Raw genomic sequence first — 16,278 nt, 5'->3', positions numbered from 1 at the left:
TATGAATTAATCGTTTGGGCGAAGCGCGATATTACAGAATTTTAATATCTGCCGCCTTGATGTCGTCAAGGAATGTCGCAAGGCCCTTGTCTGTTAGCGGATGATTGACCATGGCTTTGATTACGGCAGGTGGTGCTGTCATAACATCTGCCCCAATACGCGCACTTTCCAGAACATGGTTTGCGCTGCGGATGGATGCGGCCAAGATCTGAGTTTCAAATCCATAGTTGTCATAAACGTTGCGAATATCCGCGATAAGATCCATACCGTCTAAGTTGATATCATCTAAACGCCCAATGAATGGCGAGATAAATGTGGCACCGGCTTTGGCCGCAAGAATGGCCTGGTTGGCCGAAAAGCAAAGCGTCACATTGACCATTTTACCTTCGTCAGTCAGCGTCTTGCACGCTTTGAGCCCATCCCAAGTCAGTGGTACTTTGACAGCAATGTTTTCAGCAATTTCAGCGAGTTTGCGACCTTCGGCAATCATAGTTTCTGCGTCGGTTGCGGTCACCTCAGCAGATACAGGCCCTTTGACCAATGCGCAGATTTCTTTGGTCACTTCGATAATGTCGCGACCGGATTTCTTGATCAAAGATGGGTTGGTTGTGACGCCATCCACCATGCCCAGATCATTAAGCTCAGCGATTGCATCGATTTCCGCAGTATCAACGAAGAATTTCATGGACATCATCCTTTGATGGGTTAGCCTTCTATTGCAGATCGTTTATCTCATTGTATGAGGTGCTGAAACCCCTATAGCCGAGGTTGAATTGGGAGAAGTTGACTTCTTTGATGAAGGGGCGCTTGTCGGTGTACTGACAACTCAGCCCTTGGACCGTGTGCTTGACTACAAAGCACCGGCTGGTGGGCTTTGGCTTGGCGCTTTTGTCGAGGTGCCGCTGGGACCACGCAAGGTTTTAGGCGTGGTTTGGGGGGCAGGTCGTGGTGACTGGGATCCTGCCAAAGTGCGCTCTGTGATTCGTGTTCTTGAAGTGGCCCCAATGCGCTCTGAAATGCGGAGCTTTGTCGAACGTGCTGCACAGTACACTCTGACTTCATTGCCATCGATGTTGCGACTGGCGACTCGTGCACCGGGCCTTTCAGACCCACCTTCGATGCGAAAAGTTTTTCGATTGGGTTCCGGCACCCCCGACAGGCAAACCGATGCGCGTCGCCGCGTTATGGAAACTTTGACTGAATATGGTGGCCTTTCGTTCACTCTAAAAGAACTTTCCGAAATGGCGGGTGTGACGTCATCAGTTGTCAAAGGGCTGGTCAAGCAAGGCGTGGTGCTTGAAGAAGATTCGCCCCGCGATACGGCTTTTCTAAAAATGGACCCAGAGCATAGCGGCAAGGAATTGACGAAGGACCAAAAGGCTGCTGCAGAAAACATCCGGGAGCGTATCCAAACAGGTACTTATGGCACTACTTTGCTGCGCGGTGTTACCGGCTCGGGCAAAACAGAAGTCTATCTGGAAGCAGTCGCAGAGTGCCTACGAAAGGGGCGGCAAGCTCTGGTGTTGTTGCCTGAAATCGCCCTAACCGCCGAGTTTTTAACCCGCATTCAAGCACGGTTCGGGGCAAAACCTGCTGAATGGCACTCGGGTGTTACGATGACAGAACGTCGGCGTATCTGGAAGATGGTGGGCCAAGGCGGCGCACAGGTTGTGATTGGTGCGCGGTCAGCTTTGTTCCTGCCTTATCAAGATCTTGGATTGATTGTTGTCGACGAAGAACACGATACCTCTTATAAACAAGATGACGGAGTGCTTTATAACGCTCGCGACATGGCGGTTTTGCGGGCAAGTATTTGTGGCGCACAAGTGATATTGGCATCCGCAACTCCAAGTTTGGAAAGTTGGGCAAATGCGGATGCTGGCAAGTATCATCGGATAGAGTTGACATCGCGCTATGGCCCCGCTGTCATGCCTGAAATGACCGCTATCGATATGCGAGTCGAGGAACTGCCGTCTAGCAATTGGATATCACCAAGCCTCCAAGCCGCGGTTAATTCACGTATTGCCAAGGGTGAACAATCGCTGTTGTTCATCAACCGGCGCGGCTATGCGCCAGTGACAATATGTCGGGCGTGCGGTCACCAGGTCGGGTGCGACCACTGCGATGCGCGGATGGTAGAGCACCGGTTTCAAAAGCGCTTGCTTTGCCATCAATGTGGCGAGAGCAAACCCATGCCCGAAGCGTGCCCAAGCTGTCATGTCGAGGGCAAATTGGCACCGGTTGGACCGGGCGTTGAACGGCTTGCAGAAGAAGCGCAAGCGAAATTCCCTGATGCCCGCCTAGCAGTATTGTCATCTGATCTTTTTGGGTCGGCGCGGGCATTAAAAGAGGGCATAGCGGCGATTGCCGACGGCGGCGCGGATGTCATCATTGGAACCCAGCTTGTTGCCAAGGGACATAACTTTCCGCTGTTAACACTTGTTGGGGTCATTGACGCGGACTTGGGATTACAAGGCTCTGACTTACGTGCAGCAGAGCGCACCTTTCAGTTGATGCGCCAGGTTGCTGGGCGTGCTGGTCGATCTGAGCGCAAGGGCATCGCAATGATGCAGACCTTTCAGCCTGAACATCCGGTTATTCGCGCAATTCTTGCAGGCGACGAAGAGGCATTTTGGAAAGCAGAGGCGGCCGCGCGCAGGCATGCTGTTGTGCCCCCCTATGGCCGTATGGCGGGCATTATTTTATCATCGCCAGATCCGCAATTAGCGTTCGATCTGGGAAACGCACTTGCTAGGAACGATCAAGCCCTTCGGCAAGTTGGGGCTCAAGTCTTTGGACCAGCACCGGCACCAATTGCCCGTGTTCGAGGACGACATCGTGTGCGGTTGTTGGTCAAAGCAGATAAAACAGCCCAGCTACAGCCTGCACTAACCAAATGGCTTTCTCAATTTCCGATCAAAGGAGATTTGCGATTAGCCGTCGATATTGACCCGCAAAACTTTTATTAAAACAAAAGCGCGACCTTATTGTGCATATTTGCAGCATTTGCGCAGTTGGTTTTTCCTCGCAAATTGCAAAAAACAAGCGTACTCGCAGGTTATGTTTGAAAAGATTTCACTAAGCGACGTAGCAGAGTTGCCCCGCTGGAGACAGCCGACAATTTTGCTGTTTGTCCTTGCCGCAGCCCTGCCAATCGCGTTTTCCACTTGGTTTGCGCTGCTAAATAATTTTGTCATCGAAGTCGCAAATTTTGATGGTGCCGATATTGGCTGGTTGCACACAGTCCGCGAAATTCCAGGGTTTTTGGCATTTGGCGTGATTTTTGTAATACTGATAATACGTGAGCAGATACTCGGATTGGTTTCGCTGATCTTGCTGGGCGGCGCAACGGCGGTTACCGCCTGGTTCCCCACCTTTGGCGGTATCTTGATGATAACGCTTCTTAGCTCGATTGGCTTTCACTACTACGAGACCGTCAATCAGTCCCTTCAGCTACAATGGTTGGATAAAAAACGCGCACCCAAGATGTTAGGGTGGATCACAGCGACCGCTTCTGCGAGCACCTTGGTTGTTTATGTCTTGATTGTTATGACCTGGGAAAGCCTTGGACTTAGCTACAATTTTGTATTCTTGGCTTCCGGTGGTGTGACAGCCTTAATCGCATTAGTGGCGTTATTGGTCTTTCCGCAATTTGAAAACCCAACGATTCAAGTCAAAGAAATTGTCCTTAAACGCAGATACTGGCTGTATTATGCGTTGCAGTTTATGGCTGGTGCGCGCCGCCAAATATTTGTTGTCTTTGCGGGCTTTATGATGGTCGAGAAATTCGGCTTTGATGTGCATGAGTTGACAGGGTTATATCTGATCAATTTGGTGGCTAATATGGCATTTGCGCCTCTCGTTGGTGGCGTCGTATCGCGCTTTGGTGAACAGCGCACTTTGCTAGTGGAGTATGCAGGGCTTGTCGCCGTGTTCCTAGCGTATGGCGGGCTTTACTATTTTGGTTGGGGCATTGTGTTGGCGATGGGTCTTTATGTCGTAGACCACCTTTTGTTTTCGATGGCTCTAGCGCTTAAAACCTATTTTCAGAAAATTGCCGATCCACAAGATATAGCGCCCACTGCGGCAGTAGCTTTTACCATCAATCATATTGCAGCGGTTTTCTTGCCGGCATTGCTTGGTTTGCTTTGGCTGTTCTCACCCGGGGCGGTCTTCGTCCTTGCCGCCGGTATGGCGTTTGTATCGTTTGCGCTGGCTCTTTTGATCCCGCGTCACCCTGAAAAAGGCAACGAAACGCGTATGTCATGGTTTGCTGGGGTTGCCGCAGAATAATACGCACGGTTACCTGCCTCTGCTTGACCTTTAGGGCATGGGTGACTAGGCCGCATTAAACCCAATAGGAGACGGACAATGCCAACTTTCACCGCTTTGACCACTGTGACAGGCAAAGAAAGTGCCGACCGCCTGGCTTCTGCAATGGAAAACCTTGACCCAGAGCCCACCGGGGTCGGGGTATTTGAGATCGAAGATGGATCAGGGCTTTGGGAAGTTGGCGGCTATTTCACCGAGCGTCCTGATGAAACATCGCTAACACTATTGCAAGTTGCTTTGGGTGCGAAGCCCTTTGCAATTTCAGAGCTGCCTGACGAGGATTGGGTTGCCAAAGTGAAGCGCGAACTCTCGCCGGTTCAGGCAGGAAGGTTCTTTGTTTATGGTAGCCATGATGCCGACAAAGTGCCCGCAGAGTGTGAGCCTCTCTTGATTGAGGCTGCTATGGCTTTTGGCACAGGGCACCACGGTACCACTCTTGGCTGTTTAAAAGCTGTGGATCGTTTGATAGGCCAAGGCTTTGAAGGCACAAAGGTGGCCGATATTGGATGCGGAACAGCGGTCCTTGGCATGGCGGCTGCACGCGTCTGGCCGAATACCGTTTTTGTGAGTGATATCGACGAGGTCGCGGTCGACGTGGCCAAGGCCAATGTTAGAGCTAACAATTTGCAGCGCCGCGTTATTTGCTATGAGGCTGCAGGATTTGATCATCCCGAACTATTGCAGAAAGCGCCGTTTGATCTGGTTTTTGCAAATATCCTGAAGGCACCTCTTGTGATGCTTGCCCCGGACATGGGGCGCAACATAATGAAAGACGGTTTCGCGATATTGTCAGGAATCTTGAATGAGCAAGCCGAGGATGTGGTCGCCGCATATCTTGAGCAAGGATTTGAAGTGCATGTGCGTGAAGAAATTGGCGAATGGACAACATTAACCCTGCGCCGTCATTAATTTGGCACCTAGGCCCTTCCCAAGGCGACCAAAGGGTCGCCTTTTTTTGTTTCAAGGGTTTGAAATCAGACTGCATCGCGGTGGAAATCGGGCGGTTTTGTGAAGATTTTCCCAAAGTGCCATAGTTTCGCCACATTTTAGAGGGATTGTGGCCTTGTTTGGTGGGGGCCAAACGAAGTGAATTGCCATGACCGATCAACAAGTTGATTTTGATCTCCGCCTCCGCCGCCTTTCCAAGCAGCGTAACAAAGCATCTAGCGTGCCCCGTTCGGCATTTATTGATACGGACGGCTATGTGATAGTGCGTGGATATCGACGGCGTCGTGGTTTTCCAATGATCGGAATGTTGTTGATTGCAATCGGGTTCTTTGGCCTTAAAGGGCTTATGATTGCAGAGATTGGAACCAGCAATTATTCAGCGAAGATAGAGGAGCTATCAGCTTCAAACTCGCTGGTCGCAACGGTTGGCGGATGGACCATGCAACCTGACCGAATTTCATTAACGATTGCGCAAAGCCTTCGCGGGCTTTTCTAGGGTAATAAGTACAAAAAGCCGCGGTCGAAATCTCGACCGCGGCTTTTTTTTGTTTTTTTGAATAGGCTTATTGGATTTCGATGATCGCAGAGCGAGACAAGCCAATGTCTGCAAGCTCACGGTCAGTCAGCTGAGCCAAAACTGCACGTGTTTTACGTGTTTCGTTCCATGCGAAAAAGCGGGAGACGATAGAGACAAACGTTTTTCCGAAACGGCCAGCGAAAGCGGAAGGTGCGTAAGTATTTTCAATAGCGGCCATATCATTTTTCCTTTTGTCTGAGTTATGGTCTGTGTGTGTCTTGAGCCTGATTTAGTAGCGGGTTGCTTAATTCGCAAGCATAATTAGAACATGTCGGCTATGACTGCATTGCATAGCTTGCTTTTGATTTAAGCTATTGAAAGTAAAAGAAAATACTTGAGGATGTTTGCTTCGGCTATGCTTGGCATCGGGCCGATAGCCGAAATTGTCGTCTTAAAAATATCACTTCAGCGTGTAGATCGCGACTCATCAGCTCGAAAGGTGGCTTGGCCTTCGTTCTTGTTTTGTGCTATCGATGAAAAAAGCCAGATAAAGGCAGGAGCAGTTTATATGCGTGTATTGGGAATTGACCCCGGGCTTCGAAATATGGGCTGGGGGGTCATTGACGTAAGCGGAAGCCGAATTAGCCACGTAGCCAACGGCATATGTCATTCAACAGGAAAAGATCTTGCTGCGCGCTTGTTGTCGCTTCATGAGCAGCTTACCGATGTTGTGGCCCTGCATCAGCCCGATCACGCGGCAATCGAACAAACATTTGTTAACAAGGATGGTGCTGGAACATTGAAATTGGGGCAAGCACGCGGCATTGCATTGTTGGTGCCAGCCCAAGCAGGCCTTTCCATTGGTGAATACGCACCAAACAAAGTTAAAAAGACCGTTGTTGGTGTCGGTCACGCTGAGAAACACCAGGTGGAGCATATGGTAAAACTTCAATTGCCGGGGGTTCAAATAAAAGGGGCTGACGCAGCAGATGCGTTGGCGATTGCAATTTGTCATGCGCATTATGCCAAAGCATCAAACAGCCTTGAGCGGGCTTTAAGGAAGGCGAATTCATGATCGGTAAGTTATCGGGCCGGATAGAGTATCGCACCGCTGATCATATTTTGATCGATGTGCGCGGCGTTGGCTATATTGTTTATTGTTCGGAGCGCACGCTGATGGGGCTGCCAGGAAATGGTGAAATAGCAGCGCTTTATACCGAAATGCTTGTCCGCGAAGATTTGCTGCAGCTGTTTGGCTTTCCGACTTTGCTGGAAAAAGAATGGCATCGGTTGCTCACATCGGTGCAGGGAATTGGGGCCAAGGCGTCACTGTCCATTTTAGGTGCATTGGGTCCAGAAGGTGTTGGTCGGGCAATAACGCTGGGAGATGTTGCTGCGATCAAGGTAGCCAAAGGAATTGGCCCTAAAACCGCCCAGCGTGTTGTGCTTGAGTTGAAGGACAAGGCACCTGCAGTAATGGCACTTGGCGGCACGCTGCAACAAGCGGCCGGAGAAGACATTGCTCAAGATATAGATGTGATTGAATCAATCGCCAAGCCAGCAAAGTCAAATGCGACGACTTCAGTTGCATCTTCTAGTGCGGCTGCACAAGCCGAGGCTCTTTCTGCCTTGTCTAATTTAGGGTATGGGCCAAGCGATGCAGCCGCAGCGGTGGCCGAGGCCGCCAGCGGGGAGAATGAGCTTGATACGCTTGCTTTGATTAAAGCTGCTTTGCAATTGCTCGCACCAAAGGGGTAAGAGATGCAAACACCAGACCCTACCTTGCGACCTGAACCACAACCAGAAGACGCAGATCGCGCGCTCCGACCTCAGGGTCTTGGTGAATTCATCGGTCAAGCTGAGGCGCGCGCAAATCTTCGAGTCTTCATTGAATCCGCGAAACAGCGCGGTCAGGCAATGGATCATACATTGTTTCACGGCCCGCCAGGTTTGGGAAAAACCACTCTTGCCCAGATTATGGCGCGAGAGCTGGGTGTAAATTTTCGACTGACATCTGGGCCAGTATTGGCCAAAGCTGGTGACTTGGCTGCAATCCTCACAAATCTTGAAGCGCGCGATGTATTGTTCATTGACGAAATACATCGATTGAACCCAGCCGTTGAAGAGGTGCTTTATCCAGCAATGGAAGACTTCGAGCTGGATCTTGTAATTGGCGAAGGACCCGCTGCCCGAACCGTTCGGATCGAGCTGCAGCCTTTTACGCTGGTTGGAGCCACCACTCGACTTGGCTTGTTAACAACGCCGCTGCGGGACCGTTTCGGCATTCCAACTCGTTTACAGTTTTATACAGAAGACGAATTGAATGAGATTGTAACGCGCAACGCGCGCAAACTTGGGGTGCCGGACGATGAGGGAGGGGCGAGAGAAATTGCGCGCCGCTCGCGAGGAACGCCGCGCATAGCGGGTCGGTTGCTGCGCCGCGTTGTTGACTTTGCTTTGGTTGAGGGGGACGGGCGGATCACCACGGCTTTGGCTGACAGCGCGCTGACGCGGTTGGGTGTTGATAATTTGGGGCTAGATGGCGCTGATCGGCGCTACCTGCTGTTTATTGCTGAAAACTATGCGGGTGGTCCGGTAGGTGTGGAAACCATTTCTGCTGCGCTAAGCGAAAGCCGCGACGCCATCGAGGAGGTCATTGAGCCGTTTTTGTTACAGCAAGGCCTGATTCAGCGTACACCAAGGGGCAGAATGCTTGCGCGCAAAGCTTGGAAGCATCTCGGTTTTGCCGTGCCTGATGTTGGCGACATCCAGGCAAAAATGTTTGATTAAAGAAATTGCGCCTGATGCTGTTCTTGCGCTTGCAGAAGTAAGCATTGCAAGGCATTAGCATTCTGATTTTTTTGAACCACACAATAACCAATCGGAGTTTCATAGATGGGCTTGTTCGCCTCGCCAGATCACATCGAAAAACTGTTTACTAATTCTGATGGATCATATCGATTTGCCCGTTGGGGACGCCCGATTGTTCCGGTTGTTTTTGGCGTCGAAGAAAACACCCTAAAGACCGTGAAGGGTGCGATCGAGGCAATTGTAACTCTTGCTGGTCATCGTATGGCAGAGACAGACCCAGAGCTGGGTGCCAACCAAATGCTCTTTTTCTTTCAAGAGTGGGACGAGCTGTTGGCAGTGCCAGACCTTGAAAAACTGATTCCGGATTTGCCCGCAATTGTGGCGCGTTTAAAAGCATCAGATGCCAATCAGTACCGTGCCTTTAGATTTGATGAGCATGGTGCCATTCAAGCTGCATTTGTATTTTTGCGCATGTCAGGTCCATTGGGCGATATGCCCGCGGAAACCATTGCACTGACGGAAGCAGCGCAAACAATTGTCGTTTGGGGCGACAGCGCCTTTGCAAAAACATCTCCATTGGCTGTGATCCCCGAAAGCGGAGCAACGATATTAAGGCCAGAGATTTCGGCAGTTATTGCGGCTGGATATGATCGCATGATGCCATTGTTTTCGGATGATGCCAGTCATGCGCATAGGCTTTTTGCACGATTGCAGGGCGCTTAAAACAAGCTCGTTACTGGCGGGAAATCCCGAAAATCTGGTTGTCGCCGGAAAGTAATGCCTGTTGAATTTGGTCAATCGGTTTCGTAACCCAAGGGGAACATCCTAGGAGGGGCAGATGCAGCATTCGTTTCCGGTGCGGGTATATTATGAAGACACTGATATGGCTGGTATCGTCTTTTATGCCAATTACCTAAAGTATATTGAGCGTGCGCGCAGTGATTGGGTGCGTGGCAAGGGGATAAATCAGGCGGACCTAAAGGCGCAAGAAGGCTTGGTATTTGCGGTGCGTCGCGTCGAAGCTGACTATCTGGCACCCGCAAGATTTGATGAAGAGCTTGTGGTTGAGACACGCCCAATAACAGTAACCGCTGCAAGATTGGTCATGGAGCAGATCGTCAAGCGTGATGCTGAGTTGCTGTTTCAAGCTGTCGTTACATTGGTTTGCATTAACGAAGCTGGCCAGCCTGTGCGACTTCCGGCGAATATTCGCTTAATGCTGCATTGATCTAGGCAAAAACGCGTTTCTGAGAGAGATCTTATGGCTTTCCCCGTGGATCTTCTATAGTTTTGTCGCAAAAGAGGCCACGAAAAGGCCGCAACATACGAGCAGGCATTATGGAAGCAGCAGTCGATTTCTCGATGTGGGCGCTTTTTGCGCGCGCCACTTTGACCGTGAAACTTGTGATGGTGGTATTACTTATCGCATCGTTTTGGTCATGGTCTGTCATCATACAAAAACTCATTCTGTATCGGAAAACCCGAAAAGAGGCAGACGAATTTGACCGGTCCTTTTGGTCGGGTGAACCCTTGGATGGTTTGTTTGACGAATTGGGGCCAGAACCAGATGGGCGTGCCGAGCGTATTTTTTCTGCTGGAATGATGGAGTGGCGGCGCAGTCATCGACAAGACGGCGGTTTGATTGCAAACGCCACAAGCCGAATTGACCGATCCATGGATGTGGCGGTTGCCAAGGAATCTGAAGAGCTTGAAAAAGGCCTGCCGGTGCTTGCTACGATTGGCTCTACAGCGCCTTTTGTGGGCTTATTTGGTACGGTCTGGGGCATCATGAATGCGTTTATTGAAATTGCAGAACAACAGAATACCAATCTAGCAGTTGTCGCACCGGGTATTGCAGAGGCGCTATTGGCGACTGGGCTGGGCTTGCTGGCGGCGATTCCCGCAGTAATTTTTTACAATAAGCTAAGCGCTGACAGCGACCGCATTGTCGCGGGATACGAAGCATTTGCGGATGAATTTGGTACGATTCTTAGCCGCCAATTGGACAGTTAGATCATGGGGGCCGGGGTTGTTAGAAAACAGGGCCGGGGGCGAAAAAGCCGCCGAACACGCTCTAAGCCAATGGCTGAAATCAACGTAACACCTTTTGTGGACGTGATGTTGGTCTTGCTGATTATCTTCATGGTGGCAGCACCTTTGCTTACGGTTGGTGTGCCTGTTGAACTACCCAAGACTGCGGCAAGTGCTTTGCCAGGAGAGCAAGAAGAGCCCCTGACGGTCACGGTGACTGCAGAGGGTAGCGTGCTAATCCAGACCACACAAACGCCATTTGACGAATTGATTCCTAAACTGCGCGCGATTGCGACAGAAAGATCGTCAGACCGGGTTTATCTGCGCGCTGACGGGTCCATTCCCTATGAAACTGTTGTCCAAGTCATGGGCGCGCTCAATGCTGGAGGCTTTTCCGATATCGGATTGGTGACTGATATTGGTGGGCCTGCTTTTGACGGCTCGGGCGGGTAGGCAGGGCCATTGCATTTCGGTCACTACATATCAGCTGGCGCCCACACGGTTTTAATCGGTTGGGTGCTGTTTGGCGGTGTTTTTCGGTCAGAACCCGAGCCGGCAAAGGTGACTGGTGTGGATATCATCACGACCGAGCAATTTGATGCGATCCAGGCGGTACAACGTCCGCCCTCTGCAAAGACCAGCGTTGACGAACCAGTGGCTCCCGAAGTGGATGCGCAACCCCCGCAAGATCCTTTGCCGATAGTGCCCCCAGCAAAGCTGCAACAACCTGACGAAGCTACACCCTCGCTTCCGGATCAGACACCAAACATTTCTGCGCCAAGCCCGGTGTTTATTCCTGAAGCAACGCCGCCTGAAGTTGAAAATCCAGTCATTGAGCCGGAGCCATCCGCGCCGGTCTCTTCTGTGCGGCCCGTTGCGCGACCAGTCCGGCGCATTGCACCCGAACCTGTGGCCGCACCCGAACCTGATGCGCAGTTGTCAGAGCTGGATCAGGTGTCGACAACGCCTGCGGACACGCCCGCAGAGGTCGTCGAAGAGAAAGACGCGACCGCAAGACCTGAGACAGCAACAGAAATACCCACTGAGCCAACCGAGGTTGCTTCGGCTCCTATAAAGTCAATCCGACCAAAACTACGCCCCGCTGCGCGTCCTGCGGCTACTCGTACAAGCCAAGCTGATGTCTCCAGCGAACCTGGTGCAACAACCAATACTGATGCAGCGGTAAACGCAGCGATGGCTGCGGCAATGGCCGATCTACCCGCAACACCAAGCGGTCCACCGTTAGCTCAAGGTGAAAAAGATGCGCTTCGCGTGTCGGTCGAACAATGTTGGGTGATCGATCCTGGCAGTCTATCAGCGAACGTCGTTGTCGTGGTTGGGATGTCACTTGATCGCGACGGCAGCATCGTCGGAAACTCAATCAGACGCATCAGTACACATGGCGGAGATGAGGCTTCAGCGCGTGCAGCATTTGAAGCTGTGCGTCGCGCCGTTTTACGCTGCCAGCGTGGTGGTTTTAATTTGCCAGCTGAAAAATATGACAGTTGGCGCGAAATTGAATTAACGTTTAATCCGGAGAATATGAGGCGCAGATGAAAAAAATTATTGCGACGCTCTTAATCGGGCTTTTAGGATCTTTGCAATTTGCAGGTTTGGCCATTGCCCAAAGCGGTCCTCTGCGTATTGAGATCACTAAGGGCGTCATTGAACCCATTCCTTATGCAGTTCCGGCATTCATTGCGGAAACCAGCGGCGCAGGACAACTTGCGCAGGATATTTCTGATGTTGTGGCTGCCGATCTTAGCGGAACTGGATTGTTTCGCCAGATTCCAAAAGATGCGTTTATCAGTACGATTACAAATTTTGCGTCGCCGGTGCAGTTCGCGGATTGGAAGGCGATAAATGCGCAGGCATTGATTTCTGGTGCTGTAAGCGTCGACGGAGGTGGCAACATCTCGGTTAAATTCCGCGTATATGATGTGTTTTCAGGACAGGAACTTGGCAATGGCTTGCGGTTTCGAGGCACGCGCGACGGGTGGCGCAGGATGGCGCACAAAGTGGCAGATGCCGTTTATAGCCGCATCACCGGCGAAAGCGGCTATTTTGACAGCCGCGTGGTCTATGTCAGCGAGACTGGTCCCAAGAATGATCGGAAAAAACGTCTCGCGATCATGGATTATGATGGTGCAGGTTTAAAGTTTTTGACAGACAGCAACAGTATTGTGCTTGCGCCGCGCTTCTCGCCGACTGGTGATCGAGTACTCTACACCTCTTATGAAACAGGCTTTCCACGCGTATTTGTTTTGGACGTCGGCAGCGTGACACGCAGAGCGTTAGAGGACCAAGCTGGCACAATGAGCTTTGCCCCTAGATTTTCCCCCGACGGCAATGATGTTGTCTTTTCGATCACCGAAGGCGGTAATTCTGATATCTATCGCATGAATATCGCAAGTGGACGGCGCGCGCGCTTGACCTCTGCACCTTCAATCGAGACAGCCCCAAGTTTCAGCCCTGACGGTAATAAAATCGTATTTGAAAGCGACCGATCCGGGACTCAGCAACTGTATGTTATGTCGGCGACTGGCGGGCAAGCACAACGCATTAGTTTTGGTCAAGGTCGTTATGGGACACCGGTCTGGAGCCCGCGGGGTGATTTGATTGCATTTACTAAACAGAATAAAGGTCGGTTTCATATCGGCGTAATGCGGATAGATGGCAGTGAAGAGCGCCTGTTAACAGCCAGCTTTCTGGATGAAGGCCCCACGTGGTCGCCAAACGGCCGTGTCATTATGTTTACCCGAGAAACGCAGGGAGCCAAAGGATCTGCATCGCTGTATTCTGTGGATGTCTCTGGGCGGAATTTAAAACCGGTGCGTACCCAAGGTGGTGGATCTGATCCTAGTTGGTCACCCTTGCAACAGTAGCGATATCAAATCAGGCAGCCCTATGGTAATTTGCAAATTAAACAACACGTATAAATGCGGATCAGGCGGAGAATTAATAATGCTGAATTTTAAAATGGCCACAGCAGTTTTAGCGGTTGTCGCTTTGGGCGCATGCACCAATCCAAACGGCGTCGGCAATGGCGGTTTGTTTGGGGGCGGAAGCAACAACGGCAGCGGACAAACCTTTGAAAGCGGGAGCGCAAGTGATCCGACCAGCCCTGCATATTTTCAGCAGACGGTGGGCGACCGTGTGTTATTCTTGGTTGATCAAGCCACATTGACTGATGCAGGGCGCGCCACGCTTCGGGCTCAAGCCGCTTGGCTTGCGGCAAACGGCGATTATGTCGCGATTATTGAGGGACATGCAGACGAACAGGGCACGCGTGAATACAATTTGGCCTTAGGCGCGCGCCGTGCCAATGCGGTACGCGAGTTTCTTGTTTCTCAGGGTGTGGCCGGGGTGCGCTTGAAAACTCTAAGCTATGGAAAAGAGAGACCAATTGAAATTTGTTCTGCGGAAGATTGCTATGCGCAGAACCGGCGAGCCGTAACAATTATTTCAGGCGGACTCACGAGCTAAAGGAGGAAATTGCGATGCGCGCGCTTGCAGTTACTGTGTTTTTATTGGCTGGCGTTTCACCGTTGGCAACCGTCGCACAGACAAAAGAAGAGACCCTGGCAGATATACGCCAGCAATTGTCCATCCTCTATGTCGATGTACAACGACTGAAACGCGAACTTTCAACCACAGGCGCTCCGCAAAACTCTGTTTCGGGTGGTTCTGTTTTATCTCGAATGGATGCAATCGAACGCGAACTACAAAGCCTGACCGGTAAGAGCGAGCAAATCGAGTTTCGCATCGAACAGATCGTCGCTGATGGGACTAACAGGATAGGCGATCTCGAATTTCGCCTGGTCGAACTAGAGGGTGGCGATCTGAGTCAACTTGGTGAAACGACCACATTGGGTGGGAACCTAGATACATCAACCGTTAAAACCCGGATCGAATCTTCTCAAAGTGAGCTTGCCATAGGTGAGGAGACAGATTTTCAGCGTGCGAAAGATGCGCTGGAGGCACAGCAATTCAGAGCTGCGGCTGAACAGTTTTCCGCGTTCACGCAGGCCTACCCTGGAAGCCCGCTTGAAGCTGAGGCGCATTTGCGTAGAGGGCAAGCACTGGAAGGTGCCGGTGTCATGACGGATGCCGCGCGTGCCTATTTGGAAAGCTATTCCGGGTATTCACAAAGCTTTGTTGCACCCGAAGCATTGTTTCGTCTGGGTTCTTCTCTTGGAAAGCTGGGGCAGGTTAACGAAGCTTGTGTTACCCTTAGTGAAGTCGAAATTCGCCACCCAGGGCATGTTTTTGCAGGACAAGCCAAGGCAGAGATGCAGAGCCTGGGATGCTCTTAGGCAAGGACGAAGTGAAAATCTTTAGTGCGGTTTCTACCGCACTAGCGCTTCATAAAGGCGAAAAAATTGGCGTTGCGGTTTCGGGTGGCGGGGACTCTGTCGGTTTGCTGCATTTGCTGCACCAGATTTGCAGAAATTCCGGCAAAACCATAGAGGCCATAACCGTTGATCATGGCCTAAGGGATGGTTCAGCTGCAGAGGCCGAATTTGTCAAAACAATGTGCAACAGCATTGGTGTGCGGCATGCGTCGGTGCTCTGGGCGGGCTGGAAAGGGGATGGAAACCTACAAAACGAGGCGCGGCGTGCAAGGTATCGACTGATCGCTGACTGGGCAATTTCGCGACAACTATCCTTTGTGTGCTTGGGTCACACGGAAAACGATGTTGCAGAGACTTTTCTAATGCGCGTTGCCCGTGAAAGCGGGGTCGATGGATTGTCACGGATGTCTGCGGACTTTCAGAAATCTGGGATGCACTTTCTACGCCCATTGCTTGATGTTTCTCGAAGTGAGTTGCGATCCTTCTTAAGGCACCAAAACATCGATTGGTGTGAAGATCCTTCTAATAGAAACGAGGCTTTTGAGCGTGTGCGCGCACGGCGCGCGTTGAAAGCTTTAGACAATAGCGGCATTTCTATCAGCGCATTGGCCGCTGTTTCGCGCAATATGTCTCAAGCCCGAGATGCATTGCGGGCAGTGACCCATTGTGTAAGCTCGAGTCTTGTGGCGCAACGCCATGGAGATCTCATTGTGCAACGCGCTGGGTTTCTTGCAGAAAACCCAGAGATCCAACGCCGTCTTCTTAACGATATTCTGAGTTGGATTTCAAACCGCGCTTACCCTGTCCGCCGCGCGCCGATTGCTGACCTGATGGTTTCTATCCAAGAACAGCGGAATTTTTCGCTTGGGGGGTGTATGGTGTTTGTGGGTTCTAAGGAAATTCGCATTGCACGGGAATACAATGCGGTTCGCGATCTTGTAGAATACTCACCCATGTGGGATCGCTGGGCCATAGAGGGACCTTGGCGGGTTGGCATGGCCGTGCGTGCATTGGGTGAACCATCGCTAGCAATACTAGAAGACTGGAGAGCGCTGCAGATTCCAAGACAAACTTTAATGGCGTCGCCCTCTGTCTGGCAAAAAGACAAACTTTTAGCGGCTCCATTGGCGCAATTTGGCCAAGGTTGGCAGGCAAATCTGATAAACGGTTCTTTTCATGACGCAAATTCGCCAGAATAATCTTTTGTGGATTGAACCTTAGTGATTGATGTCTATTTAACACAGATGGCAGCTGTGTTAGAGACAGCTCCAATCGACTTTTAGG

The 16,278-nt window shown here is 51.2% G+C and carries 18 protein-coding genes; 16 read left to right on the top strand and 2 right to left on the bottom strand.

Features of this window, described 5'->3' with window-relative positions; genetic code table 11:
* Window positions 1–31: 31 nt before the first annotated feature.
* Window positions 32–685, bottom strand: a complete 654-nt coding sequence (gene fsa / locus ABXG94_RS07285) for a fructose-6-phosphate aldolase (RefSeq protein ID WP_353533195.1) — start codon at window positions 683–685, stop codon at window positions 32–34.
* An 88-nt stretch (window positions 686–773) separates the two neighbouring features.
* Between fsa and ABXG94_RS07280 the strand changes: the two genes are divergently transcribed.
* The 4 genes from ABXG94_RS07280 (at window position 774) to ABXG94_RS07265 (ending at window position 5,776) form a co-directional block, all read left to right on the top strand.
* The gene (locus ABXG94_RS07280; RefSeq protein ID WP_353533193.1) at window positions 774–2,969 is read left to right on the top strand and encodes a primosomal protein N'; all 2,196 of its coding nucleotides are present in this window, start codon (window positions 774–776) and stop codon (window positions 2,967–2,969) included.
* A gap of 91 nt (window positions 2,970–3,060) precedes the next feature.
* On the top strand, window positions 3,061–4,293 hold the full coding sequence (locus ABXG94_RS07275) for an MFS transporter (RefSeq protein ID WP_353533192.1): 1,233 nt from the start codon (window positions 3,061–3,063) through the stop codon (window positions 4,291–4,293).
* Window positions 4,294–4,371: 78 nt separating this feature from the next.
* Window positions 4,372–5,241 (top strand): 50S ribosomal protein L11 methyltransferase, encoded by an 870-nt coding sequence (locus tag ABXG94_RS07270; RefSeq protein ID WP_353533191.1) that lies wholly within the window; start codon window positions 4,372–4,374, stop codon window positions 5,239–5,241.
* A gap of 187 nt (window positions 5,242–5,428) precedes the next feature.
* Window positions 5,429–5,776, top strand: a complete 348-nt coding sequence (locus ABXG94_RS07265; protein WP_353533189.1) for a hypothetical protein — start codon at window positions 5,429–5,431, stop codon at window positions 5,774–5,776.
* 67 nt (window positions 5,777–5,843) lie between these two features.
* Here ABXG94_RS07265 and ABXG94_RS07260 read toward each other — a convergent pair whose 3' ends face one another.
* Window positions 5,844–6,035 (bottom strand): DUF1127 domain-containing protein, encoded by a 192-nt coding sequence (locus tag ABXG94_RS07260; RefSeq protein ID WP_353533187.1) that lies wholly within the window; start codon window positions 6,033–6,035, stop codon window positions 5,844–5,846.
* Between the two features lie 330 nt (window positions 6,036–6,365).
* Here ABXG94_RS07260 and ruvC point away from each other — a divergent pair, with 330 nt between their 5' ends.
* The 12 genes from ruvC (at window position 6,366) to tilS (ending at window position 16,193) form a co-directional block, all read left to right on the top strand.
* Window positions 6,366–6,872 carry a crossover junction endodeoxyribonuclease RuvC gene (gene ruvC / locus ABXG94_RS07255; protein ID WP_353534017.1) on the top strand — a complete coding sequence of 169 codons (507 nt, stop codon included), beginning with the start codon at window positions 6,366–6,368 and terminating at the stop codon, window positions 6,870–6,872.
* Window positions 6,869–7,555, top strand: coding sequence for a Holliday junction branch migration protein RuvA (gene ruvA / locus ABXG94_RS07250; RefSeq protein ID WP_353533186.1), 687 nt, complete (start codon window positions 6,869–6,871; stop codon window positions 7,553–7,555). The genes ruvC and ruvA overlap by 4 nt, the downstream gene beginning before the upstream one ends.
* Before the next feature lie 3 nt (window positions 7,556–7,558).
* On the top strand, window positions 7,559–8,587 hold the full coding sequence (gene ruvB, locus ABXG94_RS07245) for a Holliday junction branch migration DNA helicase RuvB (RefSeq protein ID WP_353533185.1): 1,029 nt from the start codon (window positions 7,559–7,561) through the stop codon (window positions 8,585–8,587).
* A gap of 105 nt (window positions 8,588–8,692) precedes the next feature.
* On the top strand, window positions 8,693–9,331 hold the full coding sequence (locus ABXG94_RS07240) for a hypothetical protein (protein ID WP_353533182.1): 639 nt from the start codon (window positions 8,693–8,695) through the stop codon (window positions 9,329–9,331).
* Between the two features lie 115 nt (window positions 9,332–9,446).
* Window positions 9,447–9,836, top strand: coding sequence for a tol-pal system-associated acyl-CoA thioesterase (ybgC, locus tag ABXG94_RS07235; protein WP_353533180.1), 390 nt, complete (start codon window positions 9,447–9,449; stop codon window positions 9,834–9,836).
* Window positions 9,837–9,946: 110 nt separating this feature from the next.
* On the top strand, window positions 9,947–10,621 hold the full coding sequence (gene tolQ / locus ABXG94_RS07230) for a protein TolQ (RefSeq protein WP_353533179.1): 675 nt from the start codon (window positions 9,947–9,949) through the stop codon (window positions 10,619–10,621).
* Window positions 10,622–10,624: 3 nt separating this feature from the next.
* Complete coding sequence (tolR, locus tag ABXG94_RS07225; RefSeq protein WP_353533178.1) at window positions 10,625–11,092, top strand: protein TolR; 468 nt, start codon at window positions 10,625–10,627, stop codon at window positions 11,090–11,092.
* 117 nt (window positions 11,093–11,209) lie between these two features.
* Window positions 11,210–12,196 (top strand): cell envelope integrity protein TolA, encoded by a 987-nt coding sequence (gene tolA, locus ABXG94_RS07220; protein WP_353533177.1) that lies wholly within the window; start codon window positions 11,210–11,212, stop codon window positions 12,194–12,196.
* The gene (gene tolB / locus ABXG94_RS07215; protein ID WP_353533176.1) at window positions 12,193–13,524 is read left to right on the top strand and encodes a Tol-Pal system beta propeller repeat protein TolB; all 1,332 of its coding nucleotides are present in this window, start codon (window positions 12,193–12,195) and stop codon (window positions 13,522–13,524) included. The genes tolA and tolB overlap by 4 nt, the downstream gene beginning before the upstream one ends.
* Before the next feature lie 79 nt (window positions 13,525–13,603).
* Window positions 13,604–14,125 carry a peptidoglycan-associated lipoprotein Pal gene (gene pal / locus ABXG94_RS07210; protein ID WP_353533174.1) on the top strand — a complete coding sequence of 174 codons (522 nt, stop codon included), beginning with the start codon at window positions 13,604–13,606 and terminating at the stop codon, window positions 14,123–14,125.
* A gap of 14 nt (window positions 14,126–14,139) precedes the next feature.
* Window positions 14,140–14,955 (top strand): tol-pal system protein YbgF, encoded by an 816-nt coding sequence (gene ybgF / locus ABXG94_RS07205; protein ID WP_353533173.1) that lies wholly within the window; start codon window positions 14,140–14,142, stop codon window positions 14,953–14,955.
* Entirely contained in the window at window positions 14,946–16,193 is a 1,248-nt protein-coding gene (tilS, locus tag ABXG94_RS07200) for a tRNA lysidine(34) synthetase TilS (RefSeq protein ID WP_353533171.1), read from the top strand. The genes ybgF and tilS overlap by 10 nt, the downstream gene beginning before the upstream one ends.
* Window positions 16,194–16,278 lie beyond the last annotated feature (85 nt).

Source organism: Cognatishimia sp. WU-CL00825 (assembly GCF_040364665.1).
Taxonomy (GTDB): Bacteria; Pseudomonadota; Alphaproteobacteria; order Rhodobacterales; family Rhodobacteraceae; genus Cognatishimia.
The sequence above is the reverse complement of the archived record's forward strand: the minus strand, read 5'-3'. Positions and strand labels throughout refer to the sequence as shown.

Bases quoted from the DNA above. Each gene is read 5' to 3' on its own strand.
- ybgF (WP_353533173.1), top strand. From the start codon at position 14,140: ATGCGCGCGCTTGCAGTTACTGTGTTTTTATTGGCTGGCGTTTCACCG.
- tolQ (WP_353533179.1), top strand. From the start codon at position 9,947: ATGGAAGCAGCAGTCGATTTCTCGATGTGGGCGCTTTTTGCGCGCGCC.
- fsa (WP_353533195.1), bottom strand. From the start codon at position 685: ATGAAATTCTTCGTTGATACTGCGGAAATCGATGCAATCGCTGAGCTT.
- tilS (WP_353533171.1), top strand. From the start codon at position 14,946: ATGCTCTTAGGCAAGGACGAAGTGAAAATCTTTAGTGCGGTTTCTACC.
- tolB (WP_353533176.1), top strand. From the start codon at position 12,193: ATGAAAAAAATTATTGCGACGCTCTTAATCGGGCTTTTAGGATCTTTG.
- ABXG94_RS07275 (WP_353533192.1), top strand. From the start codon at position 3,061: ATGTTTGAAAAGATTTCACTAAGCGACGTAGCAGAGTTGCCCCGCTGG.
- ABXG94_RS07260 (WP_353533187.1), bottom strand. From the start codon at position 6,035: ATGGCCGCTATTGAAAATACTTACGCACCTTCCGCTTTCGCTGGCCGT.
- ruvB (WP_353533185.1), top strand. From the start codon at position 7,559: ATGCAAACACCAGACCCTACCTTGCGACCTGAACCACAACCAGAAGAC.
- ruvA (WP_353533186.1), top strand. From the start codon at position 6,869: ATGATCGGTAAGTTATCGGGCCGGATAGAGTATCGCACCGCTGATCAT.
- ABXG94_RS07265 (WP_353533189.1), top strand. From the start codon at position 5,429: ATGACCGATCAACAAGTTGATTTTGATCTCCGCCTCCGCCGCCTTTCC.
- ruvC (WP_353534017.1), top strand. From the start codon at position 6,366: ATGCGTGTATTGGGAATTGACCCCGGGCTTCGAAATATGGGCTGGGGG.
- tolR (WP_353533178.1), top strand. From the start codon at position 10,625: ATGGGGGCCGGGGTTGTTAGAAAACAGGGCCGGGGGCGAAAAAGCCGC.
- pal (WP_353533174.1), top strand. From the start codon at position 13,604: ATGCTGAATTTTAAAATGGCCACAGCAGTTTTAGCGGTTGTCGCTTTG.
- ABXG94_RS07240 (WP_353533182.1), top strand. From the start codon at position 8,693: ATGGGCTTGTTCGCCTCGCCAGATCACATCGAAAAACTGTTTACTAAT.
- ABXG94_RS07270 (WP_353533191.1), top strand. From the start codon at position 4,372: ATGCCAACTTTCACCGCTTTGACCACTGTGACAGGCAAAGAAAGTGCC.
- ybgC (WP_353533180.1), top strand. From the start codon at position 9,447: ATGCAGCATTCGTTTCCGGTGCGGGTATATTATGAAGACACTGATATG.